Consider the following 18,795-nt stretch of genomic DNA (forward strand, 5'->3'; position numbering starts at 1 on the left):
ATTGTTGAAAGGTTTATTTCGAAGCTTTCGCGAATTTGTATGTAATACCAATATTTAATCCAAATGAAGAATATGGTACTTTTTGAGATAATTCTTGTGTGGTATCGGTATTCGTATTTGATAGTTCATCTACATAAGTAGTATTCTTGTTTACTCCCTCTGGTAAATTATCAATGGTATATAATCCACTAACGGCAACAGAGCCGTCAGGTAGCTTTACATCGGTATTGAACTCCGTAATCTCAGAATCTTTACGTTTTAAACTAATACCATAATATTCAGCTTCTACGAAAAGGCTAAAATTATCATCCAGATCATATTTATATCCAAGTGCCCCTACAAAACCCAATGGAAAATGACCGTGAAAATCTTCCTTATAATTGGTTTCTGAATACGAACCATCTGGTACGCCCAAAGCTTCTGCCTCTTCTTCGGAAAAAACAGATTTTTGATATATTACACCCTCTGTTTTACCTCCTAATTTTAATAAGGCACCAAAACGACCATAAATATTATTGGTAAACTTATATACTACAGATGCCGAAGCTCCAAAGGCACGCGCTCTTGCCACAGCATCTACTTCTGTACTTGGTAGGCTTATTACAGATATATCTTGATCAGTACCATGTAAGTAACCAACCCCAAGGTCAAAACCAAAAGAATCATCGAAAAAATAGGTTCCCCTTAATTGAAAGTTTGTGCCTTCACCATAACTACCATACGAATTTTCTGTTTCAGATGCCGTAATGCGTTCTCCTAATTTCATAGTTGCACTACCTATTGCATAGCCAGAACTTGCAGAAACCTGCCATTGTCCGTAAGAAATAGTGCCGATCATTCCCAAAATTGATGCTAATAATATACGCTTCATACTAATTTTTTTATACCGTTATTAAGTCTTTATCATTTTAAACATGTAAGTCTCAAATATTTACAAAAACCTAATATTTATTACGTTTAGCACTTATTTTAGAGTGAACAAATTTGTAACTATTGGCTCTATAAAAACGACTTTATTTTAAAATGAACGCCAAATTTACACCATTCTAATACTACGTATTTGCTCAAATGAATTTTTAACTAATTAATTTCATCTAATTTTTTGCATTACATTCTTTTATAGGCTTTTACTATTCTACAAACGGATTCGCATACTTTTCATCATTGACAAACTCATCATCGGTCAAGGTGTTCAAAAAGTCTACCAATGCTTGTTTATCATCATCCGATAAATTTAAACGGCGAACATTATTACCTTGTGTAAGTCTGTTATCTAGATTAGGGTTATTCTGTACACCACTGTTATAGTGCTCAATGACTTCTTCTAATGTTTCAAACCTACCGTCATGCATATACGGACCGGTTAATGCTATATTTCTTAATGAGGGTACCTTAAACTCGCCCAGCTCATTATTATTACCCGTTATACCACCAACGCCAGGATCTGTAATTGTAGCATCCAAGCCATTGTTTCTAGCATCATCACCCACAAAAACATTGGTAGCATGGCAATCGAAACACCTGGTCTGGTTGCTCATAAAAAGTTGTTTTCCTCTATTTTCCGAAGTTGTAAAATTGGGGAAGTTGTCGTCTATATCATTTACCTGTGCCAAACCTTCATCAAATTTAGATTCATACGAAACCATAGAGCGAATAAATTGAGATAATGCCAACGCAATACGGTCACTCGAAACGGCCTCATCTCCAAAGGCATTTGTAAACAAGGTGCTGTAATAGTCTAACTCAGATAACTTATCTTCCAATTCGGGTAGCGTCATCCCCATTTCTACCAGGTCTTGAATGGGAACCAATGTTTGCTCTTCAAGGCTTTCTGCTCTTTCATCCCAAAAAAACCTTCCGTTTTCATAAAATCTTGCATTTGCCAGTCCCATAGAATTTCTTGATGTTAACTCCCCATCAAAACCTGTACTTAAGGCTGTAGGATCAGCAAACCCATGTTCTTGAATATGGCAAGATGCGCAAGAAATGGTATTGTTTCTAGATAAATTATTATCATAGAACAATACCCTACCTAATGTGGCACCATTATCTGTAATTTGATTATTGTTAGGGGTATTATCCTCATTTCTAACATCATTATCCAAAAAGAAATTGGGCAACAGAATATTGGCATAATTAAAAGGGGAGTCGGGCAAGACTAAAATAGATGAATCGACAGCAAGATCATTGTTGGTATCAGTTTCAGTATCAACATCTGTTTCATTGGTATCATCATCTACCAGAGCTTGTTCTTCATCTTCGGTAATTTCTACATATTCATCTTTACTACAGGAGCTTAAAATAGTTACCATTAGGCAAATCGGGACAAAATACTTTTTCATATTACATTGTTTTTAAAAAGGATTGATAAAAATTAAAAAGTAGTTTTTTGTCATTCAGGTCATTAAAATTAAAGTAGGGTAGAGGTAGGAAAGTTTAAATTGCAAAAGCCCCGCCATTACCGACGGAACTTCTACAATCAATAGATTAAGTATTAAAAATTAGGGGACAGACTAAAGTTGTTCACTGCGGCAGATATCTCATAACCTAAACGTGCTCCTTCATCACTATCCGCTTGAATATGAACGCCCAGTGGTATTCTAGAATATCCATTTTCTTCTGCCATTTCAGAAAAGGAATTAAAACTTCTGGGTGTTCCATCAAACTCTGATCTGCCGGCATGGGTTCTATCCGTAAAGTTTATGGCGTCTCCCCCAAATATGTCTATAAATACTCCCGATGCTACTGCTGCAAATGTTGCATGACCCGATGGATATGCCGGAAAAGCAGGATTAGGACTAGATATAAAACGAGCTAAATTCGTTTGAAAATCGTCATTGATGTATTCCAGAATAAATCTACTGGGTCTTTCGGTATTATAGGTGTATTTATCATCCCATGCGGAAACCGCGGCATCATTCATTGCAAAACCAAGTTTTAATAACAACTCTAATGCTTGTTCGTAATCCAAGTCCTCTTGTTCTATAAGCTGATTGGCAATGGAAAACTGTCTCCCTGGCGGACTCATCATTAAGCCTTCTACATCATCTGACCAGAATTCTGAAATCCACAGATCTTCATTATCCGATAACCTGGCAGTTGTAGCAGAAATCTCCACTTCTTCCATTTGTTCGTAATAACCACTATTTCTGTTGGTGTTATGAGCGAATGGTGGTGGCGAACTAGATGTCTGATCAGGACCAATAACAAATGTTCTTACCCTGTTCCAATAGGGAAACCAAGCACTTTCCCCTTCAGATGCCGCCCATAAGCCTTCACCTACAGGTGCCACGTAAGATGCAGGGTTAGGGTCCAATTGTTGAGACTCGGCTTCGGTATCGGTCTGGCTATAGGCAATTACCGTTTCTGCTACCAAAGTTCCCCATGCTATGGAATTTTCTATTTCTTCTTGCGTAAGATCTTCAGATAGTTCTTCTTCCAATTCATCTTCTAAAGTGGCAATACCTGCTTTGGCATTATTGGAAACACTGAACATAAAATGGTCTAAAACCAAAGCATAGCAGGTATTTAGAGCCAAACTTCTATCTACATTATCAGCTCTTTCGTCTTGATCAATATTAAAGCCCTGAAGCTGATTTTCTGTAGACCCATATCCGTCCATATCCGCTACAGCGGTTTCATAACCTGCCAAGTGGATATAACCTAAAGCTCTTGCCGTTGTATTGGGTCTTAACCCGTTAGTATATCTATCTAGCACCAACCAAAGGTCATTCCAATCCACAATAAGTTGAACGGTTTCCTCTGAAGGGTTTAAATTGTTATTTCGGTCATTCTGTCTTCTGGCGGTTAAAGAATCTTGTGCTACTGTTTCAAAATCATCTGTATCGGTCTCACTAATTTCAAGATCATCCAATTCATCTTTTGCACAGGCGTTTACTAAAATTACCGATAGGATGATCAGCACCCATCTAACACTATAATTTCTCATAACTTTTGTATTAAGGTTAATGTTTAACTAAAGGCATTTTTTAGTGCCTTTTCCTTAATACGTTTCGGTTACGGATTTACCCAACCCTTATATTCTAAAAAAAAATGAATTAAAAATAGATTTTAATCTAAATGCTTGAAAAACAAACTATTGAAATATTTAAAAAAGCTGTTTAAAACTGTATACTCAATTGAAGATTAGGAGCAAAGTCAATAGTTTTACGATAGGGGTCATCAACTGGAGGTTCATTCTGGAATATATTCACAATATTATCTTGATCATATAAATTTAGAATAGATAAGCCCACAATACCCTTCCAAGTTTTTCTGGTATTGGTGAAAGCATAAGTGGCAGAAACATCTAATTGATGCATACTTGGAAATCTATTGGTATAGACAATATCCAAATCGCTCTGAGAAGTACCTTCATCTGTTTCAAAATCTGGAACAACTACTGGCATGCCAGAAAAGTATCCCCAAGTAACAGCTAAATTAAACGGATCTAAATGCCATAACCCAGTAACATGTAAAATGTGACGTTGATCAAAGTAAATGGGCAGGGTCTCACCAAAATCGGTATCGACTTCACTTAGTGAATAGCTAAATAAGGCTTCAAAATTGTTCCATCTTTTTTTTACAAAGAAATCGGCTCCTATACTTTTTAACTTCCCTTCTTTTAGTGTTTCGGTATTGGTTTGCAGTGTTACATTATTGGTGTTTCTTACATATAACTCTACATCTACCAACCAGCCCGATTTAGTATATAAGGCCCCTAACATGGTTTGATAACCCTCTAATACCGATGTGGTCTGATCAGGGAGAAACCAAAATTGACTATCATCATTAAAATCATCAAAATCGTCTCGTAATTTCTTTTGTATAAATTGATGTGAACGCCCTGCAGAAGTTTTAAGAAACAAAGCATCACTTGTTCTTACGTTTATAGAAACCCTAGGGTCTGCATATAATTTTTTATTAGGACCATAGTAGTCTGAATGCAGACCAAAATTTGCCGTTACTTTATCGTTCCAATTCTTATTGATAGATGCAAACATACTGTGGTTCAAAGCATCTTGATTTCTACCATTGTCAATACTTTCCTCATCATTTCGTTCATCGAATCTTAGACTATAGTCGGTTAGCGTATAGCCGGTTTCAAGAGCGGTGAATTCGTTTATTTGTAGCTGAACTTCACTTATAAACCGCGTGTCGTTAATTGTATTGGAATATTTTTCGAAACTTGACCTTTCTTCGGCTGAAAAGCCTTCACTTTTATTATCGATATATAATGACGATTTGCTTAATCTTGCTTGTGCACTAAGTCTATCAGAAAAGGTTCCTTCCCATTTAATGGTCATTCCCCAATTATCTAAATACAAATCGCGAAAGTCTTTGTTGTCCTTATCTTCAAAGTCCTCTAAGGTTGCAGATAAGCGATTTTGAATATTGATGTAACTAACGGTAGCTTTATGGTTTTCGTTGATATCGTATACTAATTTGGAATTTATATCGTAAAAACCAACTTCAAAATTATCGCTATTTACTTCATCGGCAACGTCCTCTAAACGGCTACCTTGAAAATTCAGGTTAGAAAATGCCGTTAACTTAGGAGAATTGATCCCCGGATAATTAGACCTACCTGCTACATAAAAAGCCAATTTATCTTTTACTACTGGTATTTCAACTGTTGCACCGGCATAAACCATATTAGCCTGAACGGTATAAGACGTGGAATCTGGCACTTTATTCTTGGTGGTCATATGTATAAGTCCGCCCACACGACCTCCCCATTTAGCGGCAAGGGTATTTCTTTGAATTTCTATATTACTAACCGTAGTAGGGTTATAAGGTGCAATTGCACCATAAAAATGACCATTGTGATAAATAGGAATATCATCAATTTCAATAAGGGATTGGTCAAATGTACTACCTCTAAAATTAAGATTACCAGGTTTTCCGCTTGGTGTATGCACGCCCGGTATATTTTTTACGACATTAAAAACATCTCCATCTGTTTCACCTGCCAGTAAACCCAAAGACTCCATGTTTATCTGAAAGGTATTGTCACTTATTTTAGTATTTACACCCCGTGTTAGATAATCTGTAATCTGAACTTCGTTTAAATGAATCATTGCTTGTTCTAGGCGTAAGGGTGTATTCATATTCAATAGTTCAGAAGCTTTTACATGCAAGGTATTGTAAAATGCCGAACGAATATGAACGGAATCTAGCGGGAATAGATTCTTGACGGTATATGTAGATTTTATAGGATACAAAAAGCGCTCTTCACCCTTATTTACCTGAACAGTAATATCTCCTATTGATTCGCCAGTATCTTTATCCACAACGGTAAATGTGACATCTTTTCTTATAGGTACTACCATAAAAGAACCAGGTCCGTTCTCCAAAAAATTTATTGGAGCATTTTCCTTTATAGCCGCTATGCAATTACTTAAATTATCGCAGTTAAAATTTGCTGGCAATAGTACCTGATCCAAAAGCGAATTATTATAGGTAAATGCCACACCGTAGGTGTTTTGCAAAGTTTCTAGGCGATCGACTAATTTTTGTGCGGATTGATTTTGTGAGTAGGATGCATGAGAATAGAAAAAACACATGAAAAGAAGAATGAGATACTGAACTATTGTAATCCTTGTTCTTTTAGTATTGATCATGATATGCTTTTACAATAGTATTCTTATTCAAAAATAACGGTATTATCTTCTTTTAAGCTATATTCTATTTCCATTGTGGTAAAAATAGTTGACAATGTATGTTGTAAATCTTTATGTGCAATAGTACCCGTAAATTGTTGATTTTCATATTTTGACGGCAAATCAATATTCACGTTGTAATATCTTTTAACATCTGAAATTACTGTTTTCAGCGGAGTTCTATCATATGTACTAATACCTTTCATCCATTCTGGCCCAGAGGTTTGGTGGGTTGATTTTTGAAGTTTTCCGTCATTCAATATAACACTTTGCCCCACTGTAATAATTTCAGATTCATCTCGATACGATACTTTGATCATACCTTCATAGCAATAGACCGAAAATTGTTTGTTCTGTGAACGAACATTAAACTGGGTGCCCAAAACGGAAACTTGGGCTGTAGGTGTTTCAACTATAAAAGAACTACCACTAGTAACATTAAAATATGCCTGCCCCTTAAGTTCTACGAGCCTTGTATTGTCCCATTCATTTTTATTATATGAAATACTTGAAGCTGCGTCTAACTCCACCAGAGTACCCGTTGGTAATGTAATGCTTCTATTTTCGGCAATTTCGGTAACTACCGTAGTATCCCCATTAGAAAGATAATACCATAAAAAACTACATGTAAATAGTACTGCAATCCCTGCTGCAATACTCCACCACGTTTTGTTTTTGCTTCTATTAATGGATACAACACTAGCATTTTGATTTTTTAATTTGGCCAACCCTGCGTCTACATCAAATGGTTTAACCTTCCATGTGTCGATATCATCGACTACAGCTTTGAGCGCATCTAGTTCTCCCGTTTTCTTCAGTTGTTCTTTCTCCTCGTTACTTAAACGATCATCCATCCAACGTGCAATTAAATTTTTATCTTCTAAATGCTTGCTCATACTAGTAATACGTTTTAAAAACTATTTAACCAACCTGCTAAATAGAAAAATCTTTAATTTCTGTAATACTGTTCAGTTTTATCAATGCTTTTGAAATTCGTTTTTCTATGGCCGTTTCGCTAACTTCTAATCGTAAGGCTATTTCTTTATACGTTAATTTATCTATCCTGTTCATTAAAAAAGCCTCACGTTGCTTTTCGGGCAAGTTAGAAATAACAGATTCTAGTTTAGACCTAAATTCTTTAGTTCTCAACTTAAAATAAGGGTCTTCGTTCTCTTGTACGTGTACTAGGCCTTTTTCAAATTTTAAGGCCACTTTTTTGTTTCTAAGGTTATCTATCATAAGGTTGCGGGCTATTTTATATAAAAAACCAGTTACCCTATCATACACTACAGAACTACATTTGTTCCATAATTTCACAAAAGAATCATGTACTATATCTTCTGCACGTTGCATGTCACCAAACTTATAGTACAGGTAATTTCGCAAAACTTCTGCATGGGTTCTATAAATTTGATTGTAAACACGTTCTTCGCAAACAGATGGCTCTTGCCCCATTCTTAAGTATTAAATTCTTTAAGACCTAAATGGTCTATAAGGCTATTTAGAGAAACCTTTAATAGCGTATAGTGCAATATACTATAAAAATAAAAGCCTATAGATTACTATAGGCTTTGATATTGTAGGATGTAATAATCTTTACAACAAGCTAAGTTTACTTACCGCAGTTCTGATTATAGAACAATACAATAGCAGCCAATTCTGCTCCTTTACCATATTCTTCATCTTTAAAGTCTCCGTTGTTCATTTTATTGATGAGTTCTTTGCAATCGCCCAATTGTTTCTTCACTTTTTTCTTGTACCCGATCCAATCTACATCACCAACAATTAATCTGTATACTTGTTCAATATTGGCTCCTGGTTTTTTAATGTAATACTTTATAATAGTACCTCTATTGCTTGGTCCCCTTACAACTCTTCTTGAAACCTGTATACTTTGACTTGCCGTTAAATTCCCATTTTGTACGTATGTATTGTTATGCTCAACTTTCATGCTACCATAATTCGTTTGAATATTACGTGCTACAAGCATAGTTTCTCCAGAAACCATTACTTGATATTCTTCTAACTTTTTAGACTTTGGTGAAGTTCTAAAATATTCGATATCTCCCGTTTTAATATGTTCTATATCTTCATGGGCAATTTTATCTGGTGTTGCACTTTCACTTGCATAAAACAGAATCTTATTGCCTTTATTTTCAATTAATCCTTCTTTGACATCTCCATTCTTAAACGTTACCACACCTTTATTTTGTGCGAAAACATTTGTAATAAACAGAAACAATACGGTAATCGGTAACATCTTGAAATTCATTGGTTAATGGTTTTATAATTTGTGAGTTGCTAAAACGCTGTTTTAACAAAAAAATTATCTTATTAAAATGAAATTCAAGTAATTAAACCATACCTTGAGAATAATTTCAATAAATAAAATACATCTAATTAAATAGTGTTTACTTATGCAATGGTACTGTGAAGAACACTGTGGTTCCAACATTTTCAATACTGGTAACCCATAATTTACCACCATTACTTTCTGCCATTTCTTTACATAAAAAAAGACCTAAACCTGTACCTTTTTCATTGTTGGTACCAAAAGTAGAATCTACATGAGCATTTTTAAAAAGTTGTTCTACCTTTCTCGTACTCATACCAATACCATTATCTGAAACAGCAATTTCTAAGAAATCATCTTTTCTAGCAGCGCTAATATTTATAGTTCCATTGACATGAGTGAACTTTATAGCATTACTTATTAGATTTCTAAGAATAATAGTCAAATGATTTTGATCACTGAAACATTTTGTGTCTGGTACTTCGTTAACAATCTTTATATCTTTTTTTGAGGCTAGGGGAGTCAATACTTTTATGGTATTTTCAAGAACTGAGTTTATTTCCAATTCTCGGGGTTCTACCACAATACCGTTCATTTGAGCTTTGGCCCATTCTAATAGATTGTTTAGCATTACCGAAATTCCCTGTATATTATTTAAAGCTTTGGGGATTAACACATTGTATTGTTCTTTAGTCATCTGTTCTGTCAAAGACAATTCTAGCAATCCGTAAAAAGAATTTATAGGTCCTCTTAGATCATGGGCAATAATAGAAAAAAGCTTGTCTTTTGTTTTATTGGCTTCACTTAACTCAGCTTCGTGTTGCAATAGAATCTCTTGCTTTTCTTGTAGTTCTTGTGTGTATTTCTTTTGTAATTTATTGGTTCTATAAACAGATACTAAAAATATTAGAAGTAATACCAGGGCACCGATAGTAAAGTATATGTATTTTTTTTGTTTGGTAATTTCTTTGTTCTTTTCTACTATCAACTGTTTTTTCTGGTTCTCAAATTCCATTTTGCTTCGAAGAATGCCAAGACCTTTTTTAAACTTTTCATCTGCACCGATCTTATATAGTTCCAAATATGCCGTTTGGTAATTATAGGCCAACGTATTATCACCTTTTCTATGATATGTTTGTGCTAAAATTGAATTTGATTCTTTAATTACATTTTCAACATTTAAATCTTCGCCAAATTCTAATGATTTTAAACCATAATATTCTGCCTTGTCTATATTATCTAATCCAAGATAACATTTTGACAATGCTAAGTACACCAAAGCATAACCATAAGTAAAGTTCAGTTCATCACATAATTCTTCTGCTTTTAGCAAATATTCTAGTGCTCTTTTATATTGTTTTTGTCGTAGCGCAATACTACCTTTTTGCTCATAAGAATGAGACAACCAATCCTTTATATTTTTCTTTTCAAAAAAGACTATACTTTTATCAATTAATTCATTGGCACGCTCATAATTGCCCATATCAGCATATTGAGAAGCCATGTTTAAAAATGTATAAGGTAAAGCCTTGTTATCCTCAGATTCTAAACTTAAATCACGGGCTATATCTAAAAAAGTAGCAGCCGTTTGATAGTCTCCATTCTTACCGTAAAGGGTACCAATACTAACGTTGATGTTAATGCTCATACCAATATCACCAATTTTATCGGCTACTTCTAAAGCCTCTAAAAATTGGGTAAGCGCAAGAGCATCTTCCCCTTGAATGGTATAATCTAAGCCCATATTGTTTAACGCTTTTAGTTTTTCAGCGCCAAGATTATATTTTTCGGCAATATTCAAAGCTTTTAAATTGTGATCTAAAGCTTTGTCTTTTTCCCCTTTTTCAAAATAATAATAACCGTAAGTAGATAAGGCTCTACTTTCTCCTGCTCTGTAATTGGATTTTAGACTTAAATCAAGTCCTTCTATTAATAAAATTGCCGTAGTATCAGGATTTTCGCGAATTTTTTCTTTTGCCAATTCAAGAATCAAATCTATATGCTGTGGACTTTTTGGCTTAAAATTGGATGCCAAACGCAACTCGTTAATTTTATTAAGTGTACTTTTTTCTGATTGTCCTAGAAGTTTTGTGGTACAAACAAGAACCAGTAAAACAACAATGGGGAAGCTTTTCTTTGCAAATAAAATATGTAGCATTTAACCGGTTATTTCCGAAAAATTACAAACAGAAATTTAGATTAAATCATTTTTGTTGTGAAAAAATATTTTATGTAGGTGAATTCTTACTTTTAAGTGTGTGAAGAAAATTGAATATTAAAATGAGGCTGATTAATTTATAAGCCTATTAATGGTTATATGCGTTATAATTTTGATAGTTACTACGAGATATGGTCTTATCACTTTTACCATATAGTTTTTCATATACTAGATCTATAGAATTATGAAGTCCTGATTTCGTAAATGGTTTGGTTATAAAATCTACACAACCGAGCTCTCTGGCTACATCTTCGAATTCTTGTTTTGTTGAACTTGATATAAAAGGTAATCGGTCAGCGAACATTTCTAAAAAAGAGAGTCCGTTCATTCCCGGCATTTCAATGTCCGAAATCACAAATTGTGGTTTGTTGATCTGTATGTGTACCCAAGCGTCATAAGAATCATCAAAAGTTGTTACACTACCTACTAATGGATGGGTTTTTGCAAGTTTCTCTGCTAACGACAACCACAACGTAGAGTCATCTACAATTACCAGTTCCAATTTCATACTATTTGAGTTTAGAAAAAGAAAAGTATACCATTGTCACAAAGTGAGAAATTAATTCAGATAAAAAGCATAAATGGTCTACATAAGTACCATTTGATGTAAAATTCTCCTTAAAAAAATGAAATAACAGTTATCCAAAACTATATACATTATAACACATCATCTTTTTGAATACTAAATCTATCACGAACCTTTTAGACAAAATAATAATAGCGTAACTAGTTATAGTTTAATGAAAAACCACTTGCAATAAAGCAATTGAAATTGTTTCTTTCTAGTTCAAGTGGTGATTTCTATTTGTAATCAGCACATTATTTCTGATATTACCTGACCGAATTCATCAAATCAATATTATAAATTACACTAATGACCAAATCCTCCCTTTATATTCTAGTATCAATCATTTTTATCATCATCTCTTGCAAAACTGAAAAGAAAAAGGAGTTCCAAATTACTCGTTCTAAAGAAATAGCAGCTAAAAACAAGGTAAATAATCAATTATTGGATATTGAAAAGGAACAAGGTTGGCGCTTACTTTTTAATGGTACATCATTAGAAGGCTGGCATCTTTTCAACAAACCAGATTCCACCAAATTTTCGGCTTGGGAAGTAAGAGATGGTATGATTTTTTGTAATGCTACAGATGAAAGTAAAGTATTTGGGGATTTAGTGACCGATAAGGATTATGAAAACTATGAGCTGCAATTTGACTGGCAAATGGCACTTAGAGGAAACGGTGGCGCATTTATCAATGTGCAAGAAACTCCGGAACACAAAGCAACTTATAATACCGGTGTTGAGTACCAATTATTGGAACCAGAACATATGGATACCAAAACTCCTTTAAAAAGACCAGGTACTATATGGGGCTTAGCTCCACAACTAAATACCGTTGAAGCAAATCCGGTTGGGCAATGGAATACCACACGAATTATTCAACAAAACGGAAAAATTCAGTTCTATCTTAACGGCGTACTTACGGCCGAAGAAGAAATAAACTCCGCCGCTTGGAAAAATAAAGTTGCCAACTCAAAATTTAAAGATGCACCTGGTTTTGGAAAGTCTACCAAAGGTAAAATTGCATTTCAAAATTGGTATTTTGAATCTTGGTTTAGAAATGTAAAAATAAGGGAATTGTAAAAACCTATTTTATATAGCACCTAAACTATTTGAATTGAATATTTTTAAAGTAATTAAAAATTAGCATTCGTAAATTTTATTCTTAGAAAATCAGCCGACCAACCACCATACAGCAAGTACTAGATCAATTGGATATCATTATTGATGATGCCATTACTACGAATAGCCGCATTGGTTATTTTGCCTATCTCTATAGAAGGGTTACCGCTGAAATTCAAAATGAAATAGTGTTGGGCAATTTTGAAGACAATGCCCGAATGGAAATTTTTGATGTTGCCTTTGCCAACTATTATATTGATGCATATAATGGCTATACCAGACAAACACCCATAAGTAAATCTTGGCAGTTCGCTTTTAATGCCAAAAACGAACCTTTAACCATTTTACAACATATCATGTTAGGTATCAATACCCATATTAATCTTGATTTAGGATTAGCCGCAAGCGCTGTAATGCAAGGCAAACAAATTAGCGATATAGAAAATGATTTTAATATCGTAAATAATATTCTTGGTAATATCGTCAATGAAATGCAAGACAGATTAAGTAGGGTTTCTCCCTTGCTATTTATATTGGACATTGCAGGTAAGAATACCGATGAAGAAATCATCAATTTTAGTTTAGGTAAAGCAAGGGCACTATCATGGTATAATGCCAATTTATTATGGGGTTTGGGAGTTGGGCATCAAGACGATGCGATACGCAATATGGATTTAGCTGTTTTACGATTGGGAGAATTCATCAAATCTCCAAAATCATCATTTATCACTTATACCCTTAAGTTTATTGGAAAGTTCGAAGAAAAGAATGTGGGCAAGGTAATTTCTAGGTTGCGGGAAGATTAAAGTTAATTTTCATCCTTTGTATGCCACTCTTAACTTTTGCAAAGCTTTTATTACAAAGTTACTTCTAACTGTTTGTTTAATTTTTTATATAAATAATTAAACATTATGTATTTTTGAATTATCATTTATAGAGATTAATTCATAGAAATACTAAAAATATGTTCAGAATATTTAAAAAGAAGTCAGAAAAAGAAAAATTACAATCTCAATATGAAAAGCTGCTGAAAGAAGCGCATACACTTTCAACAACCAATAGAAAAATGAGTGATCAAAAAGCTTTTGAAGCTGATGAAATAATGAAAAAAATTGAAATGCTTCCTTAATTTCACCTTTTCTAATTAGGAATAGTATTAAAGCGTAGAAGGTAATTATGGAAAAGCAGGATTATAAAATACATATTGTTGGTGCCGGTGTTAGCGGATTAATAGCTGCGACTGTTTTAGAACAAAATGGTTTTTCTCCCATAATTCTTGAAGCAACAGAAAGAGCAGGAGGTAGGGTAAAAACGGATAATATAAATGGTTATCAATTAGACCAAGGGTTTCAAGTGCTACTTACGGCTTATCCTGCCGCTCAAAAATATCTTGATTATGATTCTTTAGAACTACAACATTTCTTACCAGGAGCTTCCATTTTTAAAAATGGAAAACAAGAAGTAATTGGTGATCCGCTAAGAGATGCATCCTTATTGTTTTCTACTTTGTTTGCCAATATTGGTTCTGTTGCCGATAAGTTGAAAATTCTTAAATTAAATACTAGCCTAAAGAAAAAATCTATTGACGAAATTTTTTCTGATGAAGCGCAAACAACATTTTCTTATTTGACCGATTTAGGGTTCTCCTCTGAAATAATTGACGATTTCTTTACACCATTTTTTAGCGGAATTTTTCTAGAAAACAAGCTAGAAACATCTAGTAGAATGTTCGAGTTTGTTTATAAAATGTTCGGCGAAGGTGATGCGGCAGTACCAAAAGGAGGGATGGAAGAAATTCCAAAGCAATTAGTCCGTCAGCTACAAAACACTTCTATAAACTACAATACCGCAGTAGCTTCCATAAGCGAAAAAGAAATCCTACTTGCCAACGGTACTAAAATAGAAAGCGATTTTACGATTGTTGCAACAGAACCTAGTCAACTAATCAGAAATCTAAAGAATCAAGCTACGGAATGGCATAGTTGTGACACCTTATATTTTGAAACCGAAAACAGAAAAATCAATAAAAAATTAATCGGACTTCTACCTGAAACCGACTCGTTAATCAATAACATTTTTTACCCCACAAGTCTTGAAACCATGGTTAGCGGCGGTAAGGAATTGCTTTCGGTAACTGTAGTTAACAATAATGGAATAACTGGGAAAGAGCTTGTGAATAGGGTTCAAGAAGAATTGAGAGAATACTGTGGTATTACGTCCTGTACCTTCTTAAAACATTACCATATTCCCATGTCTTTACCAAACTTGAGCCAACTGCAATACGAAATACCGCCTTCTGAAACACGCTTGACCGAAACCATTTATTTAGCGGGAGATGTACAATTGAACGGTTCCTTAAATGCCGCAATGTTAGCGGGAGAAAGTGCGGCTCATGGTGTACTGGAAAACTTAGAAGGTTTGTTTAAATAGTGATTTTCAAACTTCTAGTTTTAACTTTTATTAATTCAACGTCGCCCTAAACTCCTTAGGGGAACGCCCTACTTTTTGTTTGAACAAACGGCTAAAATGCTGTGGATATTTAAAACCGAGTTCATAGGCAATTTCACTGACCGATTTGTTAGGGTCGAATACTTTTTCCTTAGCTACATCTATCAATTTCCCTTGAATATATTCTTGGGCAGATTTGCCGGTTTCCTTTTTAACCAAGTCCCCAAAATAATTGGAGGATAAATGAAGCTGATCCGCAAAATAAGCTACTGAAGGCAAACCATTGATCTTTGGCTTTTCCGATGAAAAGTATTGAGAAAGTAGATGATCAAACTTCTCTAAAGTACCCTTATTCACTACTTCACGTGTAATGAATTGCCTGTCATAAAAACGAAGGCAATAATCTAAAAATAGTTCAATATTCGTCACAATCAGTTTCTTGCTATGTTTATCAATGGGCTGCTCCAATTCAAACTGAATTTTTTCCAATAAACTCAAAATTAGCTTTCGCTCTTTTGCGGATAAATGCAAAGCTTCATTACTTGAATAGGCAAAGAAATTAAATTCGTGAATCTTTTTTGCCAAACTTGTACCCAGCAATAGGTCTGGGTGAAAAAGCAAAGCATAGCCTTTGGGTACAAAACCCGGTTCATAGCCGCCAAGTTCAATAGTCTGGTTGGGCGCCATAAAAACCAAGGTACCTTCGTCATAGTCATATGAGTTACCGCCATACTTAAGTTTACAACCCACTGCATCTTTCAAAAAAATAGCATAACAGCTGTAATGAAATCCGTCGTACGATTTATTGGTATATCCGGATTGGTTTACCTTTTTAAAATCGACAATACCTACCAAAGGATGCAGAACTTCGTAATTTCTTAATTTAAAGTAGTCTGCAATGGTTTTAATTTCTAAAATATTCTTCACAACTCATTGTATTTAAAATAAAGATAACCTATTGCCGATCACATCATCAAGCTACATATGTATTATCTGTAATTATGGTATAAACATCCGTTATTTGGGTAGTACCGCACCTAAGTTCTTCCCCTAATTTTGACATTGTAATCACGTACAATGAAGAAGATAGGAACTTTAATGTTATTGCTGTTACTCAGTACCGCTAATGCACAGGAAAATGCAAAAGATGAAAACTATAGGTTTTTAGATGACTTTAGAGGAAGTGCTAGCATCACCCACAATGGCGTTTCATTGGTTCCTTCTTTTTCTTTAGGTGATCCCGCTTTGCTATTCGATTTAAAATTCATCAAAAAGAAGTTAAGTTTTGAGCCTGACATCCGATTTTCTCTAGATGCAAAACCGTGGACGATGCTCTTTTGGTTTCGCTATAAGGCGATTGAAAAAGAAAAGTTTTCACTAAGAGTAGGGGCGCATCCTGGATTAAATTTTAGAACTGTAAATGTTATTAGAAACGGCTATACCGAAGAACTTTTAGAATCTAGAAGGTATTTGGGTGCCGAAGTGGTACCCAGTTATAAATTATCAAAGCATACGAGTATTGGTATGTATTATTTATATGGTCGCGGCTTTGATGCTGGGGTAAAAGAAACTAATTTTTTGGTGCTCAATGCTACCTTTAGTCAAATTCCCATTTCAGAATCGTTTTTTATCAATTTTACACCTCAAGTTTACTATCTTACCTCTGACGATTTAACCGGATATTATACCTCAGCGTTCTTGACCATTGGTAAAGAACAATGTCCATTTTCGTTGACAGGTGTTGTAAATAAAGGCATAAGCACCCAAATATTGCCCGATGATGATTTCACTTGGAGCGTGCTATTGAACTATAGCTTTCCAACAAAGAGAAAGATTTAAGAAAAGGCATACCCTTATTAAAATGACTACAAAAACAAAGTAATACATGATAAAGCTAAAATATACATTAGTACTTACAAGCATACTTTTATGTATTGGCTGTAATGAACAAAACAAGCAAATAGCAGATACTCCTGTTGAATCAAATGATATTATTTCTATTCAAAAACAGGGGACTTTTGCCATTGGTGGTTCGGTTAAGCAAAGTCCAGGCTCTTTTGACCCCATTGCCCATGGTGCTTTTAATCCCACAAATCAAAGTACCGAAGGGCAGACCTTGCATGGTGACCACGCATCGGTATTCTATCAAATTCCTACGGAACCGCGTAAGCTTCCTCTAGTGTTTTGGCACGGCTACGGTCAGTCCATGCGAACTTGGCAAAGCACTCCAGATGGCAGGGAAGGATTTCAAAGTATATTCCTTAAAAAACGGTATCCTGTCTATTTATTAGATCAACCCAGAAGGGGATTGGCAGGACAAAGCTTAGAACCAAAAACATTGGAAGCTAAAACTGAAGACCAACTGTGGTTCGGCATATTCAGAATGGGCGAGGGTAAACGTTTTTATCCGAACGTTCAATTTTCTAAGGACCCTGAAGCTTTAGATCAATTTTTTCGTCGTAGTACTCCAGATACGGGACCTTTAAACATCAATCTTAATATTGAAGCGGTTTCTCAATTATTCGGAAAAATTGGTGACGGAATCCTTGTTACTCATTCCCATAGTGGCGGACAAGGTTGGAGTGCCGCTCTAAAAACCGATTGCATAAAAGCTATTATAGCGTACGAACCTGGTAGTAATTTTGTATTTCCAGAAGATAACATTCCTGAACCTATTTCTTATGTGGGGGGAACATTACGTGCTAAAGGTGTTTCTATGGAAAAGTTTCAAAAACTGACCAAAATACCTATTGTTATTTATTATGGGGATTATATTCCTGAAACTGAGGTTGAAAATCCTGGTCAAGATCAATGGCGTGCCGCTCTTTCTATGGCACGTAAATGGACAAAAAAAGTAAACGACGCTGGTGGTGATGTAACTTTAGTTGTGTTTCCGGAAATAGGAATCAAAGGAAATACACACTTCCCTATGTCCGATTTAAATAATCAAGAAATTGCCGATGTGATGTACAATTGGCTAGAAGAAAAGAAATTAAATTAAAAAATAAAAGAAATGAAAAATCTATTTACAACAGTACTGTTTATGCTTCCTATTTACATTTTTGCCCAAAATACGGACTACAAAGTGTCCTCATATAAAGACGAGGGTTTCAAGGCACCAAATACGCATTATATTGGCGAAGCTTGGTTAAACGGTTTATTACAGGCTGATGATGAAACCGACTTTAATATTACTAAAGCCACTTTTAAGGCAAATTCTACGTTAGACTGGCACAAACATTCAACATCTCAAGTTCTTATTTACGTAGACGGTGAAGGTTATTATCAAGAAAGAGGAAAAGATCCTGTAATACTTAAAGCAGGTGACGTAATCAAATGTGATAAAGAAACAGAGCACTGGCACGCTTCAACTAAAGATAGTGATGTTACCTATTTAGCGATTTATGGAGGAGGACAACCCACCACATGGACCGAAGTGGTAACGCAAGAATACTATGATAGCGTTGCCGATCAACTGAAGGACTAA

General features: G+C 34.8%; 17 protein-coding genes. 7 read left to right on the forward strand and 10 right to left on the reverse strand.

All coding sequences use genetic code 11. The features are described 5' to 3' along the window. Positions 1-13: 13 nt before the first annotated feature. The 9 genes from DCS95_RS01735 to DCS95_RS01775 form a co-directional block, all read right to left on the reverse strand. The gene (locus DCS95_RS01735) at positions 14-871 is read right to left on the reverse strand and encodes an outer membrane beta-barrel protein (protein ID WP_116769120.1); all 858 of its coding nucleotides are present in this window, start codon (positions 869-871) and stop codon (positions 14-16) included. Positions 872-1,130: 259 nt separating this feature from the next. Continuing rightward, positions 1,131-2,342: a cytochrome-c peroxidase gene (locus DCS95_RS01740; protein WP_116769121.1), complete on the reverse strand. Its 1,212-nt coding sequence runs from the start codon at positions 2,340-2,342 to the stop codon at positions 1,131-1,133. 152 nt (positions 2,343-2,494) lie between these two features. Then, positions 2,495-3,949, reverse strand: coding sequence for a vanadium-dependent haloperoxidase (locus tag DCS95_RS01745; protein ID WP_116769122.1), 1,455 nt, complete (start codon positions 3,947-3,949; stop codon positions 2,495-2,497). Between the two features lie 172 nt (positions 3,950-4,121). After that, complete coding sequence (locus DCS95_RS01750) at positions 4,122-6,623, reverse strand: TonB-dependent receptor plug domain-containing protein (protein ID WP_116769123.1); 2,502 nt, start codon at positions 6,621-6,623, stop codon at positions 4,122-4,124. Between the two features lie 23 nt (positions 6,624-6,646). Beyond that, positions 6,647-7,558 (reverse strand): FecR family protein, encoded by a 912-nt coding sequence (locus tag DCS95_RS01755; protein ID WP_116769124.1) that lies wholly within the window; start codon positions 7,556-7,558, stop codon positions 6,647-6,649. 37 nt (positions 7,559-7,595) lie between these two features. After that, positions 7,596-8,117: an RNA polymerase sigma factor gene (locus tag DCS95_RS01760; RefSeq protein ID WP_116769125.1), complete on the reverse strand. Its 522-nt coding sequence runs from the start codon at positions 8,115-8,117 to the stop codon at positions 7,596-7,598. Positions 8,118-8,274: 157 nt separating this feature from the next. Then, positions 8,275-8,934, reverse strand: coding sequence for a hypothetical protein (locus tag DCS95_RS01765; protein WP_116769126.1), 660 nt, complete (start codon positions 8,932-8,934; stop codon positions 8,275-8,277). Between the two features lie 139 nt (positions 8,935-9,073). Beyond that, on the reverse strand, positions 9,074-11,113 hold the full coding sequence (locus DCS95_RS01770; protein WP_116769127.1) for a tetratricopeptide repeat-containing sensor histidine kinase: 2,040 nt from the start codon (positions 11,111-11,113) through the stop codon (positions 9,074-9,076). A gap of 148 nt (positions 11,114-11,261) precedes the next feature. Next, positions 11,262-11,681, reverse strand: a complete 420-nt coding sequence (locus DCS95_RS01775) for a response regulator (RefSeq protein ID WP_116769128.1) — start codon at positions 11,679-11,681, stop codon at positions 11,262-11,264. Positions 11,682-12,047: 366 nt separating this feature from the next. Between DCS95_RS01775 and DCS95_RS01780 the strand changes: the two genes are divergently transcribed. The 4 genes from DCS95_RS01780 to DCS95_RS01795 all read left to right on the forward strand — a co-directional run bounded on the left by DCS95_RS01780 (position 12,048) and on the right by DCS95_RS01795 (position 15,290). After that, the gene (locus tag DCS95_RS01780; protein WP_116769129.1) at positions 12,048-12,821 is read left to right on the forward strand and encodes a 3-keto-disaccharide hydrolase; all 774 of its coding nucleotides are present in this window, start codon (positions 12,048-12,050) and stop codon (positions 12,819-12,821) included. Positions 12,822-12,928: 107 nt separating this feature from the next. After that, entirely contained in the window at positions 12,929-13,666 is a 738-nt protein-coding gene (locus tag DCS95_RS01785) for a DUF5995 family protein (RefSeq protein ID WP_279629379.1), read from the forward strand. A gap of 158 nt (positions 13,667-13,824) precedes the next feature. After that, complete coding sequence (locus tag DCS95_RS01790; protein ID WP_116769131.1) at positions 13,825-13,989, forward strand: Lacal_2735 family protein; 165 nt, start codon at positions 13,825-13,827, stop codon at positions 13,987-13,989. Between the two features lie 47 nt (positions 13,990-14,036). Further along, the gene (locus DCS95_RS01795; RefSeq protein ID WP_116769132.1) at positions 14,037-15,290 is read left to right on the forward strand and encodes an NAD(P)/FAD-dependent oxidoreductase; all 1,254 of its coding nucleotides are present in this window, start codon (positions 14,037-14,039) and stop codon (positions 15,288-15,290) included. A gap of 30 nt (positions 15,291-15,320) precedes the next feature. Here the strand turns inward: DCS95_RS01795 and DCS95_RS01800 are convergent, their stop codons facing one another. After that, positions 15,321-16,235: a helix-turn-helix domain-containing protein gene (locus DCS95_RS01800; RefSeq protein WP_116769133.1), complete on the reverse strand. Its 915-nt coding sequence runs from the start codon at positions 16,233-16,235 to the stop codon at positions 15,321-15,323. 150 nt (positions 16,236-16,385) lie between these two features. On the opposite strand from DCS95_RS01800, the gene DCS95_RS01805 reads away from it, so the two are divergent. From DCS95_RS01805 to DCS95_RS01815, 3 genes are read left to right on the forward strand one after another with little or no spacing between them, the layout of a single operon-like run. Continuing rightward, a complete protein-coding gene (locus tag DCS95_RS01805) occupies positions 16,386-17,147 on the forward strand; it encodes a hypothetical protein (protein WP_116769134.1) in 762 nt (253 codons plus the stop codon). A gap of 46 nt (positions 17,148-17,193) precedes the next feature. Then, a complete protein-coding gene (locus DCS95_RS01810; RefSeq protein ID WP_116769135.1) occupies positions 17,194-18,309 on the forward strand; it encodes an alpha/beta hydrolase in 1,116 nt (371 codons plus the stop codon). A 12-nt stretch (positions 18,310-18,321) separates the two neighbouring features. Further along, positions 18,322-18,795, forward strand: a complete 474-nt coding sequence (locus DCS95_RS01815; protein WP_116769136.1) for a cupin domain-containing protein — start codon at positions 18,322-18,324, stop codon at positions 18,793-18,795.

This window comes from Maribacter litoralis, from assembly GCF_003075045.1.
Lineage (GTDB): Bacteria > Bacteroidota > Bacteroidia > Flavobacteriales > Flavobacteriaceae > Maribacter > Maribacter litoralis.